The sequence below is a fragment of the Thalassolituus sp. UBA675 genome (assembly GCF_002297765.1).
Classification (GTDB): Bacteria; Pseudomonadota; Gammaproteobacteria; order Pseudomonadales; family Oceanobacteraceae; genus Thalassolituus.
On the sequence record NZ_DBNJ01000012.1, the window covers coordinates 59,968 to 83,735 of the forward strand.

Here is a 23,768-nt window from a genome sequence, read left to right on the forward strand (position 1 = left end):
AATCAAAACTGTTGCTGCATTGCCCCCAACCATCCATACAGGCCAAATAATGTATACCAAAGAGCACCTTCTACAGCTGGTTCAGATGACCATGCCGTTCGGTAAATATCAGGGAAAACGCATTTGCGACATTCCTGAAGAATACTTGCTCTGGATGCAAAAAAAGGGGTTCCCACAGGGGCGTCTGGGTGACTTGCTTGCTATGATGCTCGAGATACGGATTCATGGGGTCGAAGATGTCCTTCTCCCTCTCAAAAAAGCTTATCCGGCAAAGTTGATACAACCAGCAGCAAAAGGGAGCCATTGATCTATGGCCGCTCTCGGTATCCTTGAATGTGATGTTCTCTATGATGACCTTATCGGCGATTATGTGTCCTATGGCGTCATGTTGTCTGAACTTCTCGCCAGCATTGATCCAAACCTGAACTTCACTTTCTATCAGATTCATGACGGCGAGTTACCGTCAGCGGGGGAATGCGACGCCTACCTACTGACCGGCTCAAAGACCGGTGTTTACGACACCGACCACTGGATTCAGCCATTAATGGAATGGGTGCGCGAAGCCCACTCACGTAAAGAACGCATGCTCGGCATATGCTTTGGCCATCAGTTGTTGGCCCATGCATTGGGTGGCCACGCAGGCTTAAGCAACAAGGGTTGGGGCGTCGGTAATCATATGACGGAGATTGATCACCGCCCCATGTGGCTGAATGATGATCAGCCAGCCTATCAACTGATTTACAGTCATAAAGATCAGGTTTCTGCGCTACCAGAAGGGGCCCGTAGACTGGCGGGTAGTGACTTCTGCCAATACGCCGCCTGGTATAACAATGATCTGATCCTGAGCTTTCAAGGGCACCCGGAATTTACGCCCGAATACTTCAGAAGGTTACTGGAGCGCCGCCGCGAAGACGTTGGCGATGAGCGTTTAACTCAGGCAATGAATACTTTGGAACAACCGAATGACAGCAAAACCATCGCTCGCTGGATGACTGAATTTATTCACCTGCCGCGCGCTTAAGCGTGGTATCGATGGCTCTATTTTTACTGACGATTTTCTCGAGTCCTTATGCATTCAGCATTTAGTTCTCTCTGGACAGAAATTCGTAAGTATCAGTGAACGTCCTGCCAGGTCTGATGATACCTGAGCACACACAATTCACTATGGATGAGGCTATCGAGTGTGCAGATCAGACAGGTTGTAAATGCTTACAGAAATTTCTTCACATACCAACAACTGGCCTTGATAGTAAGAGAGTTGTCATTAGCCCATTGAAGCCCGGTTTTAACAAGTTCTTCAGCTAACCCCTTTCCGCGCAAAGCGAACGGGACATAGGTGTGTGTAAAATTCACTTGATCACCTTTCAGTACGTAATCAAGCACACACTCTTTACCGTCCTGTTCAATCACGAAGCGGGACTTCTCTGATTCGTGGTTAACCATTATCTCGTTCCTTGTATGAAGTTGTTGATGGCAGCGAATCAGGCCTGTGGATCAGAATGCACCGCCAGCACCACAGATACCGGCCGGTAGCCCTCCAGTACCAGTGAGCCCGGGTAGCGATCACCGCCGTCGACACTGAATTCAAATTCGTAGCCTCGTACCAGCACAGGTCGCCCCTTAGTAAACTTAAGACGCATACGTGCCAGCGACACAGTGTCATCGAGCAGCTGCAGATTCTCCTGCTGACACTGCTTCCGCAGATACCTGAGCGCCAGCACCCGCGCCGCCTGTTGCCGCTGAATTGCGGGCCAACCAAGCAAAGCCAGCCCGGCGAGTACCGCTATGATCAGTAATTCCACCCGTACCTCACCTCTGGGCCTGTGATACTATCCGCGCTGAGAGTAACACACCTGTATGACCCGTCAGTATTCCGGAGGTTTCCACCATGGCCAACCGCGCCTGCGCCTGCCATATTCTTGTCAAAACCCGTGAGGAAGCCGAATCTTTGCTGAAACAGCTCAACAAAGGGGCTGAGTTCGACAAGCTGGCGCGTAAACACTCCACCTGTCCGTCCGGCAAACAAGGCGGCTCACTGGGAGAGTTCGGTCGCAACGATATGGTGAAGCCCTTCGTCGATGCCGTCTTCAAAGGCCCCCTGTTAAAAGTACAAGGGCCGGTGAAAACCAAATTCGGCTGGCATCTGATCAAAACACTTTACCGTCAGTGAAGACGCTGACGCCCCTGAAAATACGGAGAACCCCATGATGACACCCGGTCTGTTTCACACTCTGACGGTCGCCGACACACAGCCCCAGGGCCTGTACCTGAGCGATGACAGCGGCGAGCGCGTGCTCCTGCCCAACCGTTTTGTGCCCGAGGGCATAGAAACCGGCAGTACGCTTGAAGTATTTATTTACCTGGATTCCGATGATCGTCTGATCGCTACGACACAGCGCCCGCGGGTACAGCTGAACCAGGCGGCCAGTTTGATGGTGAAAGACGTGAACCGTACCGGAGCGTTTCTCGACTGGGGCCTGCCGAAAGATCTGTTCGTTCCTTTTGCTGAGCAGAAGCAACGCATGGAAGCCGGGCAGTCGTACGTGGTCTACGTCACCAGCGACAATACCGGGCGTTTAATCGGCACTACACGTCTGAATCGCTTTATTAAAGACGAAGCAAGCGCGAACTGGCCGGGCGCTGCTGACCCATATCAGATGGGCGATAAGGTCAAGCTACTGATCGCGCAACGTACGGATATTGGCTACAAAGCCATCGTCGATAACACCTACTGGGGTGTGCTTCACAACAGCCAGATTCATAAAGCGATCCGCGTTGGACAGAAGACCGAGGGCTTTATCCGTCAGGTACGGGAAGACCAGCGTCTGGACCTGAGCCTCGAGCCCATTGGCCATCAGAGAGCCGATTCGCTATCAAAGCGCATCCTGCAGAAGCTCAAAGACTCCGGCGGCACTCTGGGCCTGAACGATTACAGCCCGGCAGAACTGATCGAAATGCACTTCGGTGTCAGCAAGCGTGCGTTTAAGATGGCCGTAGGGAAGCTCTACAAAGAACGGGAAATCATAATCGAGGAGAATGGCATCCGACTCGCCAGTGAGGAAGAGCGTAAGAAAGCCATCAAACATGCCGGTGGCAAGCCCGATGCTAAAAAGAACAAGCCCAAAGGCCAGAAAGCAAACAATCGCAAGCCTGAGAAGCATACCGCCCGGAAAGAACAGCCCAAAGACAGCAAAGATGACAGCAGCTCATCTGCACCGCGCAAAAAGACGGTATACCGCAATCCTAAGAACACCTCGGGCAATACCCTGCGCCTGAAAAAGTAAGTCACTCAATTAAGGCCCCCGCGACAGGTACTCTGGTGTATGTGGTGGGGGTTCAGACTCGTTTTCTGTGGCGAAAACGCGTATAGTCGCGGCCTTTGAATACGTCCCAAAATCTGCCTACGCAATTCAGGAAGTGCCTGTGATTTCTACCGCTAATATCACCATGCAGTTCGGTGCCAAGCCGCTGTTCGAGAACATCTCTGTCAAATTCGGAGATGGCAACCGCTACGGCCTCATCGGTGCCAACGGTTGTGGAAAATCTACCTTCATGAAGATCCTCGATGGTTCACTGGAGCCAAGCGCGGGCAACGTCAGCGTATCACCGGGCGAGCGTCTCGGTAAGCTGCATCAGGATCAGTTTGCGTTTGAAGAATGCACTGTGATCGACACCGTGATGATGGGCAACAAAGAGTTGTGGGCCATCAAAGAAGAGCGCGATGCGATCTACGCTAATCTGGAAGCCACCGAAGACGACTACATGCGCGCCGCTGAGCTTGAAGGTGAGTTCGCAGAAATGGACGGCTACACCGCCGAAAGCCGTGCCGGTGAGCTTCTGTTAGGCGCGGGCATTGAGACCGAACTTCATCAGGGCCCGATGTCTGAAGTCGCCCCAGGCTGGAAACTGCGTGTTCTGCTGGCGCAGGCGCTGTTCTCAAACCCGGACATCCTGCTGCTCGACGAACCGACCAACAACCTCGACATCAACACGATTCGTTGGCTGGAAGGCATCATCAATGACATGAAGTGCACCATGATCATCATCTCGCACGACCGTCACTTCCTGAACTCTGTGTGCACGCACATGGCCGACATTGATTACGGCGATATCAAGATTTATCCGGGCAACTACGACGACTTTATGATTGCCTCGACCGCAGCCCGCGAGCGTCTGCAATCAGAAAACGCCAAGAAGAAAGCTCAGATCGCTGAACTGCAGCAGTTTGTATCGCGCTTCTCGGCCAACGCGTCGAAAGCGAAGCAGGCCACCAGCCGCGCTAAGCAGATGGAAAAAATTAAGCTCGACGACATCAAGCCTTCGAGCCGTCAGAACCCATATATCCGCTTCAATCAGGAGAAGAAACTCCACCGTCTGGCGCTGGAGATCGAAGGTCTGGCACATTCTTACGATGGCGAAGCACCGCTGTTCAAGAACACCAACCTGCTGATTGAAGCCGGTGAAAAAATTGCCGTGATCGGTGCCAACGGCGCCGGTAAGACGACCTTCCTGAAGTGTCTGGTCGGCGATGTCACGCCAACGGCCGGCACCATTAAGTGGGCTGAAAACGCCGACCTTGGCTACTACGCACAGGATCACGAATACGAATTCGATATGGGCGGCAACCTGTACGACTGGATGGAGCAGTGGAAAACCGATAAGCACGACGATCAGGCCGTGCGCGGTACTCTTGGTCGCCTGTTATTCAACCAGGACGACATCAAGAAATCCGTCAAAGTGTGCTCAGGCGGTGAGAAGGGTCGCCTGCTTTTCGGTAAGCTGATGATGAACGACCATAACGTTCTGCTGATGGACGAACCGACCAACCACATGGACATGGAATCCATTGAGTCTCTGAACATGGCACTGGAGATGTACGAAGGCACCCTTATCTTCGTCTCCCACGACCGTGAGTTCGTGTCGTCACTGGCGACCCGTATTATCGAGATCCGCGACAACGAGATTGTCGACTTCCACGGCAGCTATGACGAGTACCTGAAGTCACTCGGTATCGAATAAGCCAACAGCTATTGAATAATGGTGACCCCGCAGCCGGCGGGGCCATCCTCCCCCGCTGTTATCTCTTTCTTTTTGCACTAAATATCATCTATCCAACTGAAACATGCCCTCAGTCAGTGCAGGCCTGCGTCCTCAGATGGCCGGAGTTCGTGGATTTCCGGCCACCTGTCTTTCATGACAGCTATATTTCACTGGTGGCTCGTATCTTGCTGCGTTGCTTATAAGCCAGCCGAATCAGGCGAATATTAATCAACTAAGCAAAGGATATAACCGTGAGAAGTCTGCTGTTCACACTTATGATTACTCTCATGCCCCTGACTGCTCCGACTCTTAGCTGGGGCCTCACGGATGCAGAAGCCATCAATGTATCAGGCCGTCAGCGTATGCTTTCACAACGTATGATGAAGGACTACCTGATGATCGGTGCCAACGTAAAAACTGAAACGGCACAGCGACAGCTGGATTCTGCCGTTGCACTGTTTGAAGAGCAGTTTCTGGCCCTGCGCGATTACGCTCCCAGTGATAAAATCAATGCGAAACTGGATGCCGTAGAGGAGATATGGCTCTCGCACCGGGTTAAAATCATCTCTACACCCGACAAGTCTCTTGTGCCGGAACTACTGAAAGAAAACCTGAATCTTCTCACTGCGTGTAATGATGTCGTGAAAGAGATCGAGAAGCACTCGGGCATTGCCAGTGGCCGCCTGGTCAATATGTCGGGCCGCCAGCGAATGCTATCCCAGAAAATCGCTAAGGCTTACATGGCGATGTACTGGAAGGTCGATGCTCCCGCTCTCGAAGAGGAGTTTAAGCAAGCGATTACCCTCTTCGATGAGTCACTGCTTGAGCTTCAGGCATCGAAGAAAAATGACGACCCACTCAATGATGCACTGAAGCGTGTACAGAATCAGTGGAAGTTTTCACAGTCAGGCTTTCAGCTCGGTGATCAGGGCCGGTTTGTTCCCACCGTGATTTCAGTAACCACCGAATCAATCCTGAAAAAGATGGACAAAATCACCGGCCAATACCAGGAACTGATGAATTCAGATCAGCTTCTCGCCGGATCAGACTGATCAGAGACAGCTTAAGTTGAGTCTGTCGCCCAGCTCGGGCGGCAGCACCAGCGCCCCCCCCAAGACCGAACACCTCCCCAAACAACACCGCGATCACTTCCCTCTTACTGAGTCTCCAGCATCGAAAGAATTTTGTGTAGAGTAGTTATTGCAAGAAGCAATAATGAACAGAGCATCATTTTATAAAGCGATGACATCATAGTGAGCTACTCTTAAACAGACGACGTGATAATCTGCCACAATGCGGGCCGATTCTCATTTTCATCGTAAAGCGAGTGGTATGCTCCCGTCGTTCGTATGTGGCTGAGCCGGATTACGATTGGAGCTACATAAATCATAGGGCATACCTGAGCGTTAGGTGTGCGTTAGACAACAGGATCTTTTATGCGCCCCGTCACCCGGGAAGAGTACCCGCTTGAAAACCTCCACAGAATCGTTTCCGGCGTCACTTTTTTCAAAGAGCTACTGAAGACTGATCCAGAACAATTCGAGTTATTGATGACGCAGGCGCGATTTGTGACCGCCGAGCAGAATGAAATTGTGCTGCATAAAGGTGATGGCGCAAACGTATTGTATTTTCTGCTGCGCGGTGAGCTCGACGTCATTGCCGATGATCACGCAGAAGAAGTCTTGGGCACAATCAACCCCGGCGAACCATTTGGTGTCATGGCAATGGTGCTGAATTTTAAGCGCTCAGCATCTATCCGGGTCTCGAGTAAGAACGCCCTGCTGGCAGGCATTGAGTTCGACCACTTCCGTCACAGCGACAGCGCCAGTATCTTCAGCCTGACAACTCGTATTACCTTCTTCCGCATGCTGAACAGCAATATCCGCTGGGCACTTGAGCGAAAAAAAATGGAATCACCGGACCACGCACTCGTACAACGCATCCGCTCTCTGCCTATCTATTCTGGCGAGAAGAATACAGCTGCCGAACTGCATGCATTGATGGAGCTTGCTCATCTTCAGGCAGAACTATTGCGCGACTGGAATGACGCCAGCCTGTCAGATAACTGATCTCACGTAACAGCCTCTGAGCTGGATCAATTTGTTCAGCAATTAGGACATATGTCTGCTTTCGCACCTATGGTGATGGGCATAGAATGAAGGTTCTCATGCCCTGAATAAGCGTCGCTCATGCCTGAATTTGTTTCCTGGATTCTGATTACACTCGCCGTGCTGGCGTTGATCGGAATTATCTTCGAAGAAGTTATTCACATTAATAAAGCCCAGTCGGTATTGTTCTTCGGCTCAATTTCCTGGGTCATTCTGTTTGCCGCCAGCATCGGGACACCGGAGCATCATAGGATTGAGGAAGGGCTGAAAGAAAACATCGGAGAAATTGCCGCACTCTGGCTGTTCCTCACCGCAGCGATGACCTTTGTCGCTTACCTTAATAAAAAGGGCTTGATCGAAAGCGCCATTTTCAAGGTGCTTCCGCAGCAAATATCCGAACGAAAACTGATGCTGCTCACTGGTTTATTTGCCTTTGTCTTCTCATCGCTCGCCGACAACATTACCGCGACACTGGTATCCGTCGCTCTCATTCTTTCGTTGCAATTACCTGCTCAGAAGACACTGAGGTTCGCCGCGATTGCTGTCTTTGCTGTGAATTCAGGCGGCGTGGCCATGATCACTGGCGACGTGACGACGTTGATGATATTTCTCGCCGATAAAGCAGAAATTACCAGCCTGCTGATGCTTTCTCTGCCAGCCTTCTGTGCCGTTCTCGTTCTGATCGCTCTGCTGATGTTACCGATGTCCGGCGAGGTGACTGTCACCAAAACATCGCACGACCTACAGCAGGTCGACATTGTCGTAGCGGGTATTTTCCTGCTGACGATCATGACTACCATTGCCTTCAATGTACTCTTCGATATTCCACCTGTACTTACCTTTCTGACCGGGCTGTCCATTATGTTCCTGGTCGCGAAAGGGATGGGAGAAGATACTGAGGATGATCCTATTATGGATTATATCCGTCGTATCGAATTCGATACCCTGATGTTCTTCCTCGGCATTCTTATGGTGGTCGGCGCGCTGAAAGAGATCCGAGCACTGGATTCGTTTGTTGCCGTCTATGAGTATCTTCCTGCGTGGCAGGCGAACTATCTGATGGGGCTGTTTTCATCCATTATCGATAACGTCCCTCTCACTGCTGCCCTGCTCAAATCAGACGTTGTGATGAGTCCAGCGGAGTGGTTGGCACTGACCTATGCCGTAGGAGTGGGTGGTTCACTGCTGATCATAGGTTCAGCCGCAGGCATTGTCGCAATGAGTAAGATTGAAGCATTAACGTTTGGCACTTATCTGAGATTTATCGTCGCTTTACTACTGGCATACACCCTGGGGTACGCTCTGACGATGGGGCTCGGCACCCTGATCTTCGCTCAAACCTGACGCCTTAACGGTTCTGTTCGTAGCGAATAGCCAACGATTGCAGGGCTCGCTCGTGAGACGCTTTCCAGTGTTTCATTTCGGCGGGTTCCTCGACGTCAGTCGGCCACTTAAGGCCATAGCCATTCGGTCTGAATAAAGGTGCAAACAAAGCGCAGGCAGTGAGATCAGCACGCGTAAATTCATCACCGACCAGATATCGGGTGTTCGCATATATCTGTCGCAATTCGTTCAGCAATTCATCCATGTCGTTCATTGCTTTGTGAGCACTGGTTTCGTTGATGTTCATCCAGCCACGTAAGGTATTCGAGAGCTTACGATAACCAACGTAAAACATCATGCTCACTACCAGGCTCTGTTTTGCAGTAAGCAAGGGCACGATTGCTCTCGGGAATGGTAACAGGAAATGATAATTAAACGTTCTGACCGCTGGGCCAGCGATCCGATCCAGACGCTCTTCCCAAGCCCTGGCTTGCTCTGCCAGCGAAGGGTCTTTTGGCGTGAGTGAGCGTTCGGGGTATTTCGATTCGAGGTAATCAATAATCTCTGCACTGCCCTGCACTATCACTTTGCCGTCTTCAAGAACCGGCACCTGTGATCTTGAGGCCATCTGCAGAACCTTGCGCACATGAGGTCCAGGTACAAGATTAATTTTCCGGTATTTCAGCCCCTTAAAATCCAGCGCCCAGCGAACTTTTTCGCAGTAGTGCGACACCGGGAACTGATATAGCTTTATCATCGGACCTCCTCAGCGGGGTCCCGATGCACTCCGGACTTCCGCCTGAAATTGCTGCCAGCTCTCCACGATACCCGCAGCACTCTGTGGACTTTCTCCACTGAAAATATCTTCCGGGGACAGAACTGCTCCTTTGGCGACACACGCTTCCTTCACGATTCCAGTTGCCACCAGTTTTTTCCCCACGTAAAAATCGTGTCTGAAATATACGTACTTCTTATCCCACCCCAGAAGAGTGGTCTCCATATCCAGCCGGGCGAGAAAACCTACCGGGCGGATATAAATCATGTCCTGCGCGGCAATCAGACGCATCCCCGCAGGCCGCTTCAGTTCTTGTTTAAGCCCTCTCCAGAACTGAAACCTTCCTAATTCCATAAAACTCAGAAAGCGGAAATTTGGAAGATGGTTCCGCCAGCCCATATCATGCGGCTGGATGCGGTAACTCTGCCTGACCGTATCGCTCTTGCTATGCTGTGTCTGGCCGCTGAACAGCCAGAGAAGAAAAAAACGTATTAACAGATTCATGGCTTATCCTGTCAGGGCAAATAGAACTGCAGTTCTACCTCTGCGCCTTTAATTGTATCTTCGATCGGCATTTGCCTAGCCTCTTCTGATTCATCCCAGAGCAGTTTTCCGGAGAAGTTCAATGTCGACTCCTGCGGTATTTCCCGGAATACATCGGGGAGCACGCCGCGAGAAGAACCGTCACCTCCTATCGTCTCCCAGGACATCGAGGGCAAAGATAAATTCAGGGGCCTTTTGTCTTTATTTTTATTCTCTTCTTTTACTTTCGTTACTGTCTTCAGAAAAGTCTTTTCAGCCTCAGAACTCTCTTCTGATCCTGATACGCCTTCCGGATCAGAATTCTGATCTGACTTACTCTGAGCTGAAGTATCGTCGCTTGCCTCTGCCTCTGTCTGAGAGGCAGTCCCCATTTCAGACCATAAATTTGAGACTGGCTTTTCTCCACGCAGTATTTTTGCGGTCTGGTCCTCACACCCGGCCAGAAAGATCAGCGATACAATACTTATTACTGCAGACATCCTTATCCAGCAGCGCTTCGTTTTGCAAGTTTGCTTTCTGCTGTCTGTCATAGATAACGTCATAATATCATTCAGTCGTTTCCCTCCAAATAGCGCCCTGGCGCCATTTGAGGCTTAAAATGTCTACCGGTTCACATTCAGGAGAACATTCATTCATCAAACCCAGAACGGCCAGAATATCACCCTGGTAAATCAGCATGGGCCAGTCATCTCTGAGCCAGACCGGAACACCGTTTTCCTGCCACACGTTCTTCAATGTTTTCGTCTGTTGCCCTTCTCGGCGCAGAACTTTCGACGCACATTGCCGGGCGGGCAATACCGACCAGCCCTCAGGCAAGAGTCGACTATTTTCTAAGGGCGCGATGGTACCCCGCCCCCATGTCACCGGTATACAGTCGACACTATCTGGCGTCTTTTGTTCACTCCATGCATAAAGGTGCTGTTTGAAACGCTGTAGTACGACACCGTCAAACCGTAAGCTCGGCTGGCGGTCTGGCCCTGCGCTCAAGGCCTGTTCCAGCCAGTGCCAGACCTTCTTTCCCTGAGGTATGGGTAATCCATTTTTCTGAAGCCAATACCTGACCTGATGAAAACGCACCCGCGGAGACCGCTCATTAACTGCTTCGACAGAGAGGCAAAAGGGGGCAGTGGCCGGCCAGTTACATTCTGAGATCGCCTCATCTAATACCGGCGAGAGTAGATCCATCAATAACTGATGGTCAGCGGACAGGTGGTGTGTGGTTTCGATGAGGGTTGACTCAATAGACGGATACCGGGCCTGCAGTGACGGCAGTAAACTGTGCCTGATCCAGTTACGATCGAAGGTCTGATCCAGATTAGAATCATCTTCAATCCAACTCAGCCCTCTTGCGGCCAGGGCCAATTGCTCTCGCGTAAACCCCAACCACGGACGCACGACTGTGCGTTCATCGTCAGGGTGACGGGTCAGCTTACGACTGGGTGACATTCCTTTGAGTCCGGCCAAACCGCTGCCACGAAATAACCGCAGCAGTAGGGTTTCCGCCTGGTCAGAACCGTGATGTGCGGTCAGTAACAGAGCCTGGGGCGGGAGCAACTGCTGAAAAGCGGCGTAGCGGGCGTCCCGGGCAGCGGCTTCGGTTCCCTGCCCTTTGTATTCCAGCGTTACCTTCCGGCCGATGAAAGAAACACCACAGGCTTCACAGTGACGCTGGCATTCCTGCTGCCAGAGGTCTGAATCCGGGCTAAGGCCATGATTAACATGAATCGCCGTCACCCGTGAGCACCACTCTGGCCGGGAGGCAATGCAATCGAGCATCAGACGGGAGTCCATGCCGCCGCTCAACGCGAGATACACAGCCGTACCGGGGTATTCTGAGAATACCGGTGCGAGTGCCTCAGTTAACTCAATACGCAGCTGCTCAGCTGAAGACAAGCTCAACGGAGGCCTCGCCGAATTCGTATCTCAACTCCTGTAATAGCTCATCGGTTGGATTGATACGCCAACGATCATCGAGACGGATATCACAACTCGCAACTTCGTTGCGATAGTCCAGAACCACAGGGCAGCCGTTTTCTAAGGGTTGCAGTAGCTTAGCAAGGCGCTGACAGAAGGTATCGGGGTTGACCTCACCATCGACGCTGACACGAACTGAATTGGCGTAAGTGAGGCGAGCCTGGCTGATTTCCATAGCATTGCGCCCAGTAGCTTTCAGGCCGCCTGAGTAATCGTCGTGGCTGATCTGAGCTTCGACGACGAGCACCTTATCTTTAGCGACGACCTCGCGCACCTGTTCATAAACATCGGAGAAAAGTGCGACTTCCATCCGGCCAGAGCGGTCATCCAGAGTGACGAAGCACATATTGTCGCCGCGCTTATTCTTCATCACCCGCATATCAACCACCAGACCAGAGAGCTTCTGCGGTGCTTTGGCTTCCTGCAGGTGTGACAGGCGGGTCGGCACTAACTGGCGGACCTCTTTCTCATATTCATCGAATGGGTGACCCGTGACGAACAGACCGAGCGTATCTTTTTCGCCTTGTAAGCGCTCTTTCAGGCTCCAGTCACGCAGACGACGATGACGTTCATAAACATCGCCAGTGACGGCCTCTTCAGCTTCGACTTCACCAAACATGTCGAACATGCCGGCGGCTTCATTTGCGGCGCTCTGGTTAGCTGCCTTGATGGCATCTTCGATGCTGGCCATCAGCACCGAACGCGGTGCAGTGTACTCAAGACGGTCAAAGGCACCGCAACGCACCAGCGCCTCCATTACCCGTTTGTTGATTTTCTTCGGGTCAACCCGCTTGCAGAAATCAAACATGTCACGGAAAGGGCCGTCTTTACGGGCAGCAATAATGGCGTCAATCGGGCCTTCACCCACGCCCTTCACCGCGCCGAGACCATAAACGATGGCGTCGTCATCATTCACGGTAAAGCCGTACTGGCTCTGGTTTACGTCCGGTAGGATGAGCTCAATGCCCATCTCCCGACACTCTTCGATAAAGACCACCACCTTGTCGGTGGTCTGCATGTCCGAGGTCAGTACCGCCGCCATAAAGGGCGCAGGGAAGTGCTGTTTCAGCCACAGAGTCTGATAAGAAACGACAGCGTAAGCAGCGGAGTGAGACTTGTTGAAGCCGTAACCTGCAAATTTCTCTACCAGGTCGAAGATCTTCATCGCCAGATCCGGGTCTACCCCCACCGAGATAGCACCCTCACGAAAAGTATCCCGCTGTTTGGCCATCTCTTCTGGCTTTTTCTTACCCATGGCACGACGCAACATGTCTGCGCCGCCCAGCGTGTAGCCCGCAAGGATCTGGGCGATCTGCATCACCTGTTCCTGATAGACGATAACTCCGTACGTAGGCTCAAGCGTTTCTTTCAAGGTTTCGTGTTGGAAATCTGGGTGTGGATAGGCGACTTCGGCACGACCGTGCTTACGGTTAATAAAGTCGTCCACCATGCCGGATTCCAGCGGCCCCGGACGGAACAGGGCCACCAGTGCGATCATGTCTTCGATGTTATCCGGCTGGAGACGGCGGATCAGATCTTTCATCCCGCGCGATTCGAGCTGGAATACCGCGGTGGTTTTGGCTTCTTTCAGCAGCTTGTAGGAGGGCTCGTCATCGAGTGGAATCATATTGATGTCCACCGGCTCCAACCCTTTTTCCGCTTGCTTGCGGTTAATGGTTTCGAGCGCCCAGTCGATGATGGTCAGGGTCCGCAGACCCAGGAAGTCGAACTTCACCAGGCCGGCTTCTTCCACGTCGTTCTTATCAAACTGAGTCACCAGACCGGTACCGTCTGGTTCACAGGCTGTCGCCGAGAAGTCGGTCAATTTAGTCGGTGCGATCACCACACCACCAGCATGTTTACCGGTCTGACGGGCAATCCCCTCAAGCTTGAGGGCCATTTCCCAGATTTCCTGGGCTTCTTCGTCTTCGTCGAGGAATTCTTTCAGCAGGGCTTCGGTCGACAAAGCTTTCTCCAGCGTCATGCCCGGATCACCCGGAATCAGCTTAGAGAGCTTATCGGCCAAACCAAACGACTTGCCCTGAGCACGGGCCACGTCACGCACTACCGCCTTCGCCGCCATGGTGCCGAAGGTTACGATCTGAGACACCGCCTCACGGCCGTAGTTGTCGGCCACGTACTGAATCACCTTCTCACGATCTTCCATACAGAAGTCGATATCGAAGTCAGGCATGGAGACACGTTCCGGGTTCAGGAATCGTTCGAACAGCAGGTCGTATTCGAGCGGATCAAGGTCGGTAATTTTCTGCGCGTAGGCCACCAACGAGCCCGCACCGGAACCCCGCCCCGGGCCAACCGGAATATCGTGATCTTTGGCCCACTGAATAAAGTCCATTACGATCAGGAAATAACCGGGGAATCCCATCTGAATAATAATATCCAGCTCGAACTTCAGACGGTCATCGTAAGGTTTGCGCTTTTCGGCGTATTCCGGTGAGTCTTTAGGTATCCCAGCCAGAATGACGTCCAGGCGCTCATTCAGACCTACCTCAGAAATCTTGCGGAAAAAGTCGTCCTCGTTCATACCTTCCGGAATCGGATAGTCCGGCAAGTAGTAGGTGCCCAGTTCGACTTCTACCGAACACCGCTTGGCAATCTCCACGGTGTTTTCAATGGCGGACGGAATATCACTGAACAGCGACTCCATTTCTTCGCCCGAGCGGAAATACTGCTGCTCACTGTATTCACGTGGACGACGTGGATCGTCCAACGCAAAGCCCTGACCAATAGACACACGGGTTTCGTGAGCTTCAAAGTCATCGGCTTTGATAAAACGTACGTCATTGGTGGCGACAAGGGGTACATCCAGCTTACTGGCCATCGCCATGCCCGCGCGGACAATATTTTCATCGCCCTCACGCCCAGTGCGCTGGACCTCAAAATAGAAGCGATCCGGGAAATGCGCCATATACTCTTCGACCAGAGCCTCAGCCGCTTCAAGCTTACCTTTAATGATCCGCTGACCAACATCGCCATCACGTCCACCCGATAACAGAATCAGACCGGCTGACTGTTCGAATAGCCATTCTTTTCGAACAATGGCTTTATCAAAGTGCTGATTCTGGCTGTACCCACGAGACACCAGCTCACGGAGATTTTTGTACCCATCATCATTGATACATAAAGCGCAGACGCGGAAAGGCGCCGTCTGGTCATCGGGGTTTTCCAGCCAGAGGTCCGCGCCCAGAATCGGTTTAAGGCCTGCTCCCAATGCGGTTTTGTAGAATTTAACCAGCGCATAGGTATTGGCCTGATCCGTTAAAGCAACCGCCGGCATGCCCGCATCTGCGGCTGCCTGAACCAGTTTTTTTACACGAATTGTACTGTCGTAAAGCGAGTACTCGGAGTGAACTCTGAGATGAACAAAGCGACCGGCCATGTTGCCCCCTGTTAATGATCGGGAGATTGTACCGGTTTTCTCTGAACGCCAAAACAGACGTCCTTTGACCTGAGCGGCCCATATGCCTATATTGGCCGCCCCCTGCAAAGGGGAAACAACCATTCTCGGGGCGGGGTGCAATTCCCCACCGGCGGTATAGCCCGCGAGCGCCTGTTAAACAGGGTCAGCAGATCTGGTGAAACTCCAGAGCCGACGGTCACAGTCCGGATATGAGAGAGAGACGATATGAGTACTACGTTTGACCCAAGCAAAGCCCGCTTTGCCTTTATCCATGCCAGCTGGCATACCGACATTGTTCTGAAGTGCCTGGACGGTTTCCGTGAAGGTCTGGCAGAACGCGGTTACAACACCGACAACATCGATGTTGTTGCCGTACCCGGCGCTTATGAAATCCCACTGCAAGCCAAGCTTCTGGCAAAAACCGGTCGCTATGACGCGGTTGCCTGCAGCGCATTAGTGGTGGATGGTGGCATTTATCGCCATGACTTCGTGGCCAATGCCGTCTGTCAGGGGCTGATGCAAGTGCAACTGGAGACCGAAGTGCCGGTACTGACCGCAGTGCTGACACCACATAACTTCCACGAGCACGACGAGCACAAGCAATACTACACTCGCCACTTCGTGGTGAAAGGTCAGGAATTGGCCAATGCCGCCGATGGCTCTCTGCGCGCTAAGGCAGCGATCGCCTGAAGAAACACTCGTTTGTTCGGGTATGTTGAGTGACGCCAATCAAACAGCGCTCACTCAACACCTTTTCTTACCATTACTGAACCACAAACGTCGATAATTCAACGGTGACCCAGCACAGACTGAAAGCGCCGGATTCGCTGGCACTCACTGGCAATATCGTCACACACATCGCGGAGGTCAGCCTCAGAATGCGAGTGAGCTTGGGGGATGTTGTCGACTGTTGTACCGGTTGCTTCGGAGTGAAGTACTTCAATGGAAGCATCGTTCGCCGAAAAACGACACGGTCCACACAGATTACGTACCAGGTTGGCACATAAGTGCTTCAGGTGATGCTCTATCTGAGGTTCTGAATGACTACTCACTGTTCATACCTTCACGTGTGGGGCTCGTTCTTTTAACCATAGCGGCTATCCTGATTTCTGCCCGTCACACTGAACTGTCATACTCGCCTTTCGGCCCGTATAATGACTTCGATCACATAATGACCAATATCCTAGGGTCATTGCTTAATCGCACATCATCCCATTCATGACTTTTTATCATATTCGACATGGCCAAAAAACGCAGAGATATCCCCAACTATCAGCAGCCCATCATTGAAACGCACTTTCATCTGGACTATCTGAAGGAACAACCGGCATCAGACATCCTGCAGCAGGGTCGTGATATTGGTGTCGAGCGCTTTATGACAATCGCTGTCGCGCCAGAGAACATGGGGCAAGTACTGGCTTTAACAGAAGAGCACCACGACGTTTATGGCACACTGGGAGTGCACCCGCACGATGCGGAAAAGTACACCGAAGAAACTGGCAGCTTTGTTCGGGAGCATTGTCAACGCGAGAAGATTGTCGCCATAGGTGAAATTGGTCTCGACTATTTTTACGACAACAGTGACCGTGCCGTGCAGCGCAAGGTCTTTGCTGAGCAGCTTCAGATCGCTGTCGATACCGGCCTGCCAGTCGTCATCCACACGCGTGAAGCCGACGACGACACCATGGCGCTACTGCGTGAATACGCCCCCCAGATGAACCGCAAAGGCGTGGTTCACAGCTTCACCAGTGGCATGGAACTGGCCCAGTTGGCGGTTGAGCTGGGCTTCTGCCTGGGAATCAACGGCATCGTTACCTTTAATAAGGCAGACAACGTTCGCGAGGTCGTTGCCGCCACCCCTATGAGCCGGCTGCTTCTGGAGACTGACTCTCCGTTTCTGACTCCGGTCCCATACCGTGGGACAGAAAATGCGCCCAAATATCTGCCCTTTATCGCAGAGAAAATCGCCGAGGTGAAAGATCTCTCTGTTGAAGAAGTTCTCAGCGCTTCTTACGATAATTCGTTACGTACCTTCTTTAACTGATAGGCACCAGCTCCCGCAACAAGTAGAGCGACAATCCTTGCAAACTGCCTGACCTGTCGTCATTCTGAGCGATTAACTCACTGACGACAGACTCAGGAACAGGGAATGGCACTACAGAACTGGTTCGGCCGTGGATGGCTTGCGTTGGCTTTTGCAACCATCTACATCATTTCGCAAGCCACTATTGCATCAACCTTGCACAGTGCAAATGCATCGCATCTTCTGTTCGCATTCCAGTTTACTTACGATGCGGCCAGCTTCAGGGAACTGTTAGCGTCGATCAGTGCCGTACAACAAGCCGGTCTTCAGGCGCATTTCACTTACGATCATATCCACCCTCTCTGGTATGGCGGCCTGATTGTGACCCTGACGGCCTGGTTACTTAAGAAGAATGACTTGGGTGGGCGCTGGAATCTTCTGATTATTTTCGGTGTTATTCCCTCACTGATGGATATCATCGAGAACAGTATTCACGAGCCACTGCTGTTTGAAACAGCCATTCCCACTGACCCTGCTGTTACCATCGCAGCGATCTGCGCTACCATTAAATGGTCCATGGCATTGGGCTATCTGCTGATGGCCATCACCCTTGGGGTACGAGCAGCGATTCAAGCGAAGAATGAAAAAACGAGCTAGTAAGCAAGAGATTCGTGACAGCCTGAAACAGGATATCGAGCGATACCTGAGCGATGGTGGTGAAGTCCACGAATTTGAACGCGGAGAGAGTGGCCTGATTGATGGCCGCTACAACGAACAGGCCATGTCGTTTGAAAAACGACAGGAGCGTACCCCTGTGTCTGACGTTCTGCGCGCTATTGATGAACGCCGTGATGCCCGACGCAAACCCCAGAAGAAAATCACAGAAAAACGCTCGTCCGGCCCAAAAAAGAAAGTCATATACGACGACTTCGGTGAACCTTTACGGGTTGTCTGGGAAGACTGACCTCAGGAAACGTTAAATGAGTAACGACCCTCTCCTGCTGATTCTTGCGGCAGGTTTACTCACCTTCGGGTTGATATCCCAACGTATCGCGCGCATTGCGCTCACTGCCCCCATGCTGTTCCTGCTTCTGGGTGTTATCAGCGGGCCTGTATTACTGGACTGGAGCGCCCCCGCGATCGAGAGCAGTGCACTCAAAATCATTGCTGAACTGACGCTGGCATTAATTCTGTTTACCGACGCCAGTCAGGTGCAGAGATCGCATCTGGTGAAGTTCGAGAATCTTCCGATACGGCTTCTCGGCATTGGTCTGCCTCTAACCATGCTGGCAGGCGCCGCCGTCGCTTTCTTACTGTATCCAGGGTATTGGCAGGTCGCGATTATGATCGGTGTGATTCTGGCCCCTACCGATGCGGCGCTTGCCCAGAGCGTATTCTCAGCATCGGCCATCAAAGAAAAACTCCGTCATTCAATCACAGTTGAAAGCGGCCTGAACGATGGCCTTGCTCTTCCTTTCCTCCTTTTGATTATTGCCATTGCCAGTGCCGGTGACCTCAGCACCGTAGACCCATGGTACTGGGGTAATTTTCTGTTTCAGCAGATTGCACTCGGGGCCTTAACAGGTATTGCCGTGGGCTACTTTGGTGGATACCTGCTTGAGCAAGCCGGAAGGCATGATTGGATGGATCCGGTATTTCAGCGGTTATCCTCTGTCGCACTTGCTCTGGTAACCTACACCGGCGCTGAACACGCCGGCGGCAACGGCTTTATTGCGGTGTTTATGGCGGGGCTGTTTCTTCATGCCGGACGGACGATGGTAGTAACCCGCCTGAAAGAATTTGGCGAAGCAGAAGGTCAGTTACTGACCCTGGTGATGTTTTTTCTGTTTGGTCTCATCTACGTCCCTGATGCGTTACCTCAGATAACCCTTGAAACGGTCATTTACGCACTCCTCAGTCTCACCCTGATACGCATCATTCCAGTCGTATTAGCCCTGACTGGGACAGGGCTTGATATCAAAGAAAAGCTGTTTCTGGGATGGTTTGGTCCCCGCGGAATTGCCAGTATTCTGTACCTGTTAATGGTGATTGAGCAGTTGGGTTTTGCAGAGCAGCTACCCGGGTATCAGCTGCTTTTCCCTACCGTAGTGACGACAGTGGTGCTCAGTATTTTTGTACACGGGATGTCGGTGCCTCTATGGGTTCGATGGCTCAAACGCTAAGTACGGACACTCCGTAACAGCACCACCGCGTATCCAACAGACACCAGGGCAACCCAGATACCGTTAATCAGTACAGCATCGTAACCTAGTTGCTGAAAACCGAGAGTGCCCGCCGCAGCCCCCAGGATAAAGGCGAGAAAAATAGACAATTGCAGTAGCAACTGTTGCCTGAGCAGACCACGCCCTGCAAAGAAATTCCCGAGCACAGAACCTATATCAGACACGATGCCGGTCAGGTGGGTAGTACGAATGACTGAGCCGCTATAGGTCGCCACCATAGCGTTCTGTAAACCGCAGGCCGCTGACGCCAGCCACTCCGCCGACATGTGATCAGTACGGAAAGCGTACCAGGCAAAAAACAGAAGAAAGGCTTCAATGGTCAGCGCCAGACCGTAGCGGCGGCCGAGTTGCAACGCCTCATTACCAACGATGATACCGCTGATAATGGCCCCAATTACAAAGCTGAGAAGTATGCTCGCTGTATGGAATAAAACTTCAGACCGCCCTGACACCAGCGCATCCGCTGCAATGGTCGCCGTCCCTGTTACATGTGAAACCGCATTATTCGCGAAAGAGAGTAAAGCGACGCTATTGATAAAGCCTGCGTTCAGCGCCAGCATCACACTGCCCGCCAGAACCCAGACGGGAAGTTGACGAATCATTCTGCCTGCTCCTGTCGAGCGTTTTATTCTATCGGATTTGCGCACTCAAAGTGATCGGGTTGAAAACGACAGCGCACTTTGCGTTGCCATGTCAGCATTTGAAAGAAAAAAAATACCCAGCAATGCTGGGTATTTATCTCAATCACCGGTGATGTTCTCGTACTCTACCGGCTTATTCTACTGGGTTAGCACATTCGAAATGTCCTGGCTCAAACTTACAACGAACCTTACGCTGGAGCTTCAGCATATCGGCATCATAGTATTCACGCTCACGCAGCTGAATACGGGCTTCCTGCATCATAACCTGATATTCCGCTTTATCGTCGTCAGGAATATTGATCCAGTACTGTTCCGGAATCTCACCTTCCTGTGCTTTGACCAGTTTTTCGATTGTTTCGAACCGTGTCAGGAAGTCTTCGCGAACCAACTGCGCCAGTTCATTCGGGAATTTATCAGCACGCCCTACAAGCTGCAGAGTGATCTGTGAGAACGGATAATCAACGATACCGCCGTTATCCCCCAACCCTTTGTACAGCTCCATGACCTGATACGCAGCCAGTGGTGCTGCCAGAACATCTACAATCTTGTTATTGAACTTAGTACCCGCGTTCACGAGTGCCGTTGGCACCGGGTTGGCACCGATCTGCGATACCATTTCAGCCTGCACCAGATCGTAATCAAGAACGGCTACACGTTTACCTGCTGCTTTCGCCAGCGTATTAATCTTGCGGTCATTCACGAAGATATACGCGGCACCCATCGGAGCGTAACCCATCACAACGTACTGACCATCAAGCATGCGGTCGGCATTTTTCGGGCTGGTAATAGCCTGCATCAGCAACTTCATGTGATCACGGCTTGGCACCGCACCGATTGCATCAATGGTGCCTGTGTAGCGGTTAAACAGACGTGCGCGTAAGCCAGTAAACAATGCTGCATCACACATACCCGCTTTGAGTTCTTCAGTCAGAACAGATTCGCTGGTGTAAGCATCCAGTTCAACGGTAACGCCCCACTCCATCAATTGAGCAGCCTGATCGACTGCGGCATTGTAGATAGGGCCATTTTTACCCGCAATATCCCACACACAGATACGGCGCGATGGAATCGAACCATCTTCATTCAGCATATCGGGATACATGGCCTTGATCGCTTCAACACGCTCAGCTTTAGCGACCTTAGGGTCCATGGCTTTGATTCTGAGGGCCTCAGTATCGGCAGCGATGGCCGACGCCGAAACCAGAGTCGAAACAGCACATACGGCTGTGGCGATAAAACGCTTCATAATTTGTTCCTGTTCTTATTTTAATCTCAGCGACTACTCTAAATATGCAGTGCCGGTTATTTTTGTTGTCACACCGGGCACAGCATCTGCCGGGTGTTTGTCGTCGGAATAACCCCATACATCGACGAACACGAAATACTTTACACCTGTCTGTAAAAATTAACCAGTACTCAGATATGAGTCGCCCGGTAAGGGCGGCGGCTGCGTTCTTTCCGCATGCAGTGTAACCACCAGATGCAGCAGGTTGGCGCCAGAATCAAGCCTATCGGTACGCCCACCAGTAGCGTCCAGCCCAACATTGACAGCCCGTAGAGAAGATCAGCAATATTCACGTCCCCCAGATGGCAGACGCCTCCGACCGAGGATATCAGGTCACACCCCAGAAACTCTGCCAATGAAGTTGCAAAGACAATAAACAGGAAAGGAGAAATCAACAGGAGGGCTGATGTCCAGAGGCTGATCAACGCTTTGTATGATAACTGCATCTGGCCCTCCAGACTGCTCACTTAGTGACGGTTCTTCGCCTCTATCCACTGCGCCATATACTGGGTGCTCTTGAGGCTATGGTGGCGAAGCATACCACCAATAAAGTCGCACTGGCGGTGTCTTTCGAGGCCATTGAGCAGGTCATCAATCCGAGTCAGTAAATTCTGGCCATGAATGGCCTCATTGAACCTGCCGATGGCCAGATGCGGCCCCCTTGCACTGTATTCGGACCACAGAAATTCATCCCTGTAGAGTGCAACCGCCGATTCAACGAACTCACTGGGTTCGTCGGCGACCATGGCTGGCGATGGTTCGCTACCGAACATGCCTTCCGCACCAATCCCTGAGGTCACCGCTGGCGTCCCCAGTGTGGCAGCATCCAGTAACTTCCCTTTAAGGCCCGCACCAAAGCGCAGAGGGGCCAGCATCACACGCGCGTTACTGATCACAGCCTCTGCGGAGGGTGCCCAGCCTTTGACTCTGAAACCAAGGCCCGGATTATCCAGCTGCGTTGCTTTCTTTGGCGGGTACGCGCCGTAAACGTGAAGCTCTGCAGATGGGAGCTGACGACGAATATCCGGCCATAACTCGCGTAACTGCAGCACGGCATCCCAGTTCGGTGCATGGCGAAAATTCCCGATTGCGACGAAGTGTTCACGCTCATTAAATGCTTTGATCTCCCGATCGGACGGACTAAGCATAAACGGCAGATACAGGATCTTTGATCGATCAACCGGAAAGTTATCTTGCAGCCAGCTCATTTCATATTCAGAGATGACAAGCGTCAGGTCACAGCGCAGCAGCGAAGCGATTTCCCGGAAAGCCATATCCGTCTGCCACTCCAGCTCAGTCACCGGGCGCCCTGCCTTAATCGCGCGGTGTCGGGCATCACGCAGGCAGTGAACGTCTTCCATATCAAGGATACGAAGCGCCTTCGGGGCAAACTTCTCGACGCGCCAGCCGAACTGCTCCTCCATCATAAAGCGGTCAAACATCACGATATCAGGCGACTGTTCCGTCAGCCAGGTATCAAAGGTCGATGAGTTCAGCTCAATACGATGCTTCTCTATGTCCATCGCAGCGAGGTTAACCGCATGATCACTGTCATCGGCGGGAGAGGCAAACAGCACACGGTAGCCGCTCGCACGCATCAGCGAGAGAATCTGCAGCATACGACTGCCCGCTGCTGATGAATTGGGTTCTGGCCAGACGTAGCCAATAGCAATAAAGGTTTTCATGGCGCGATTATAGCGCGTTGCACCGCACAATTTGGTCTTAACACGGAGACGACCAAAAACAGCCCGGATGCTGGTATACTCCGCTCCTGTTTTTAATTGCCCGACGGTTGAATAATGAGCGAAATTACCACTCCTGATTACCTCAAAGACGCCGAGCAACTGCTCAGCGAGAACGGTTTTGCAACCAGTGATGACTGGTATCACGGCACGGCCTCTGGTCTGGTAGACACGATTCTCAAAGACGGCCTGAAAGGCGGCGGCGATACAGAGACGGCTCAGCGTGAGCAGGGTACTCTGGGCACTATCGGCAACCGCCAATTCGAAACCAGCGAACCGGTGTTCCTCACGCAAAGCAAAGAGTTGGCGTACTTCTGGGCCGCACGTAAAGCCCACATGCGTAACCTATATTTCCGCAAAGAAGAGACGCCTGTCGTTCTCAAGGTGACGGCGCCTGAAAAAGTGACTCCGGATGTCGGCGGTACCGCTATCCTGCTGGAGCCTTCCAACACGTATATTATGATGTTGAAAGAGCTCTACGAGAAGAAAGGCATTGCCTGGATCGACGAATCGAATCCACTCAAGCTGCCACGTGAGACCTATCTCACCATGCTGGGGCTTGGCTACAGCTACAATGACATTCCGGCCGATAAAATCAGCCTTGTCAGTGAGTGACATGGCCTGAATTAAAGGTCTGAATAACGGCTGAC

General features: G+C 52.1%; 26 protein-coding genes and 1 riboswitch. Of the genes, 14 read left to right on the forward strand and 12 right to left on the reverse strand.

Translation table 11 applies throughout. From position 1 onward, the window contains the following. Window positions 1-49: 49 nt before the first annotated feature. Together B3007_RS05975 and B3007_RS05980 are read left to right on the forward strand one after the other, a co-directional pair. A complete protein-coding gene (locus B3007_RS05975; protein ID WP_301378051.1) occupies window positions 50-307 on the forward strand; it encodes a DUF3820 family protein in 258 nt (85 codons plus the stop codon). Window positions 308-310: 3 nt separating this feature from the next. Continuing rightward, the gene (locus B3007_RS05980) at window positions 311-1,021 is read left to right on the forward strand and encodes a glutamine amidotransferase-related protein (protein WP_301378050.1); all 711 of its coding nucleotides are present in this window, start codon (window positions 311-313) and stop codon (window positions 1,019-1,021) included. 188 nt (window positions 1,022-1,209) lie between these two features. Here the strand turns inward: B3007_RS05980 and B3007_RS05985 are convergent, their stop codons facing one another. After that, entirely contained in the window at window positions 1,210-1,443 is a 234-nt protein-coding gene (locus B3007_RS05985) for a GNAT family N-acetyltransferase (protein WP_068435737.1), read from the reverse strand. Window positions 1,444-1,481: 38 nt separating this feature from the next. Next, complete coding sequence (locus tag B3007_RS05990; RefSeq protein ID WP_297534049.1) at window positions 1,482-1,802, reverse strand: DUF3301 domain-containing protein; 321 nt, start codon at window positions 1,800-1,802, stop codon at window positions 1,482-1,484. Window positions 1,803-1,888: 86 nt separating this feature from the next. On the opposite strand from B3007_RS05990, the gene B3007_RS05995 reads away from it, so the two are divergent. From B3007_RS05995 to nhaD, 6 genes are all read left to right on the forward strand, one after another. Continuing rightward, window positions 1,889-2,170, forward strand: a complete 282-nt coding sequence (locus B3007_RS05995; RefSeq protein WP_301378049.1) for a peptidylprolyl isomerase — start codon at window positions 1,889-1,891, stop codon at window positions 2,168-2,170. Window positions 2,171-2,204: 34 nt separating this feature from the next. Further along, window positions 2,205-3,284, forward strand: coding sequence for a CvfB family protein (locus B3007_RS06000; protein WP_297534046.1), 1,080 nt, complete (start codon window positions 2,205-2,207; stop codon window positions 3,282-3,284). 139 nt (window positions 3,285-3,423) lie between these two features. Beyond that, window positions 3,424-5,019: an ABC-F family ATPase gene (locus B3007_RS06005; protein WP_297534086.1), complete on the forward strand. Its 1,596-nt coding sequence runs from the start codon at window positions 3,424-3,426 to the stop codon at window positions 5,017-5,019. A 272-nt stretch (window positions 5,020-5,291) separates the two neighbouring features. Then, window positions 5,292-6,092, forward strand: coding sequence for a type IV pili methyl-accepting chemotaxis transducer N-terminal domain-containing protein (locus B3007_RS06010; RefSeq protein ID WP_297534044.1), 801 nt, complete (start codon window positions 5,292-5,294; stop codon window positions 6,090-6,092). A gap of 384 nt (window positions 6,093-6,476) precedes the next feature. Further along, window positions 6,477-7,109 carry a cyclic nucleotide-binding domain-containing protein gene (locus tag B3007_RS06015; protein ID WP_301378048.1) on the forward strand — a complete coding sequence of 211 codons (633 nt, stop codon included), beginning with the start codon at window positions 6,477-6,479 and terminating at the stop codon, window positions 7,107-7,109. Window positions 7,110-7,229: 120 nt separating this feature from the next. Further along, window positions 7,230-8,492, forward strand: coding sequence for a sodium:proton antiporter NhaD (gene nhaD / locus B3007_RS06020; protein WP_301378047.1), 1,263 nt, complete (start codon window positions 7,230-7,232; stop codon window positions 8,490-8,492). Between the two features lie 4 nt (window positions 8,493-8,496). On the opposite strand, the gene B3007_RS06025 is transcribed toward nhaD, so the two are convergent. Genes B3007_RS06025 through dnaE form a run of 5 tightly spaced genes read right to left on the reverse strand, consistent with a single transcriptional unit; the run spans window position 8,497 to window position 15,163 of the window. Further along, window positions 8,497-9,228, reverse strand: coding sequence for a glutathione S-transferase family protein (locus tag B3007_RS06025; RefSeq protein WP_068435745.1), 732 nt, complete (start codon window positions 9,226-9,228; stop codon window positions 8,497-8,499). Window positions 9,229-9,237: 9 nt separating this feature from the next. Next, a complete protein-coding gene (locus B3007_RS06030) occupies window positions 9,238-9,750 on the reverse strand; it encodes an acyl-CoA thioesterase (RefSeq protein ID WP_297534039.1) in 513 nt (170 codons plus the stop codon). An 11-nt stretch (window positions 9,751-9,761) separates the two neighbouring features. Further along, complete coding sequence (locus tag B3007_RS06035; protein ID WP_301391521.1) at window positions 9,762-10,331, reverse strand: hypothetical protein; 570 nt, start codon at window positions 10,329-10,331, stop codon at window positions 9,762-9,764. 4 nt (window positions 10,332-10,335) lie between these two features. Then, complete coding sequence (gene tilS / locus B3007_RS06040) at window positions 10,336-11,688, reverse strand: tRNA lysidine(34) synthetase TilS (protein ID WP_301378045.1); 1,353 nt, start codon at window positions 11,686-11,688, stop codon at window positions 10,336-10,338. Beyond that, a complete protein-coding gene (dnaE, locus tag B3007_RS06045; protein WP_301378044.1) occupies window positions 11,669-15,163 on the reverse strand; it encodes a DNA polymerase III subunit alpha in 3,495 nt (1,164 codons plus the stop codon). The genes tilS and dnaE overlap by 20 nt, the downstream gene beginning before the upstream one ends. A 117-nt stretch (window positions 15,164-15,280) precedes the next feature. Beyond that, window positions 15,281-15,407: riboswitch (FMN riboswitch) on the forward strand. Window positions 15,408-15,409: 2 nt separating this feature from the next. Here dnaE and B3007_RS06050 point away from each other — a divergent pair. Next, window positions 15,410-15,874 (forward strand): 6,7-dimethyl-8-ribityllumazine synthase, encoded by a 465-nt coding sequence (locus tag B3007_RS06050; RefSeq protein ID WP_301378043.1) that lies wholly within the window; start codon window positions 15,410-15,412, stop codon window positions 15,872-15,874. A gap of 98 nt (window positions 15,875-15,972) precedes the next feature. Here the strand turns inward: B3007_RS06050 and B3007_RS06055 are convergent, their stop codons facing one another. Further along, window positions 15,973-16,236 carry a hypothetical protein gene (locus B3007_RS06055; protein WP_301378042.1) on the reverse strand — a complete coding sequence of 88 codons (264 nt, stop codon included), beginning with the start codon at window positions 16,234-16,236 and terminating at the stop codon, window positions 15,973-15,975. Between the two features lie 188 nt (window positions 16,237-16,424). Between B3007_RS06055 and B3007_RS06060 the strand changes: the two genes are divergently transcribed. The 4 genes from B3007_RS06060 to B3007_RS06075 all read left to right on the forward strand — a co-directional run bounded on the left by B3007_RS06060 (window position 16,425) and on the right by B3007_RS06075 (window position 19,390). Next, window positions 16,425-17,228: a TatD family hydrolase gene (locus B3007_RS06060; protein WP_297534029.1), complete on the forward strand. Its 804-nt coding sequence runs from the start codon at window positions 16,425-16,427 to the stop codon at window positions 17,226-17,228. A gap of 105 nt (window positions 17,229-17,333) precedes the next feature. Continuing rightward, the gene (locus tag B3007_RS06065) at window positions 17,334-17,864 is read left to right on the forward strand and encodes a hypothetical protein (protein ID WP_273089357.1); all 531 of its coding nucleotides are present in this window, start codon (window positions 17,334-17,336) and stop codon (window positions 17,862-17,864) included. Next, on the forward strand, window positions 17,848-18,171 hold the full coding sequence (locus B3007_RS06070) for a hypothetical protein (RefSeq protein ID WP_068438390.1): 324 nt from the start codon (window positions 17,848-17,850) through the stop codon (window positions 18,169-18,171). Before B3007_RS06065 ends, B3007_RS06070 begins: the two co-directional genes overlap by 17 nt. Window positions 18,172-18,187: 16 nt before the next feature. Further along, window positions 18,188-19,390 carry a cation:proton antiporter gene (locus tag B3007_RS06075; protein WP_068438393.1) on the forward strand — a complete coding sequence of 401 codons (1,203 nt, stop codon included), beginning with the start codon at window positions 18,188-18,190 and terminating at the stop codon, window positions 19,388-19,390. Here the strand turns inward: B3007_RS06075 and B3007_RS06080 are convergent. The 4 genes from B3007_RS06080 to B3007_RS06095 all read right to left on the reverse strand — a co-directional run bounded on the left by B3007_RS06080 (window position 19,387) and on the right by B3007_RS06095 (window position 23,061). Beyond that, window positions 19,387-20,052: a YoaK family protein gene (locus B3007_RS06080; RefSeq protein ID WP_301378041.1), complete on the reverse strand. Its 666-nt coding sequence runs from the start codon at window positions 20,050-20,052 to the stop codon at window positions 19,387-19,389. The two genes, B3007_RS06075 and B3007_RS06080, sit on opposite strands and share 4 nt — an antisense overlap. Before the next feature lie 172 nt (window positions 20,053-20,224). After that, window positions 20,225-21,337 (reverse strand): putative solute-binding protein, encoded by a 1,113-nt coding sequence (locus tag B3007_RS06085; protein ID WP_301378040.1) that lies wholly within the window; start codon window positions 21,335-21,337, stop codon window positions 20,225-20,227. A 170-nt stretch (window positions 21,338-21,507) separates the two neighbouring features. Next, a complete protein-coding gene (locus B3007_RS06090) occupies window positions 21,508-21,822 on the reverse strand; it encodes a hypothetical protein (protein ID WP_068438400.1) in 315 nt (104 codons plus the stop codon). Window positions 21,823-21,843: 21 nt separating this feature from the next. Next, window positions 21,844-23,061 carry a glycosyltransferase gene (locus tag B3007_RS06095; protein WP_301378039.1) on the reverse strand — a complete coding sequence of 406 codons (1,218 nt, stop codon included), beginning with the start codon at window positions 23,059-23,061 and terminating at the stop codon, window positions 21,844-21,846. Window positions 23,062-23,175: 114 nt separating this feature from the next. On the opposite strand from B3007_RS06095, the gene B3007_RS06100 reads away from it, so the two are divergent. Further along, window positions 23,176-23,733 carry a hypothetical protein gene (locus tag B3007_RS06100; RefSeq protein ID WP_297534021.1) on the forward strand — a complete coding sequence of 186 codons (558 nt, stop codon included), beginning with the start codon at window positions 23,176-23,178 and terminating at the stop codon, window positions 23,731-23,733. The last annotated feature ends 35 nt before the right edge of the window (window positions 23,734-23,768 follow it).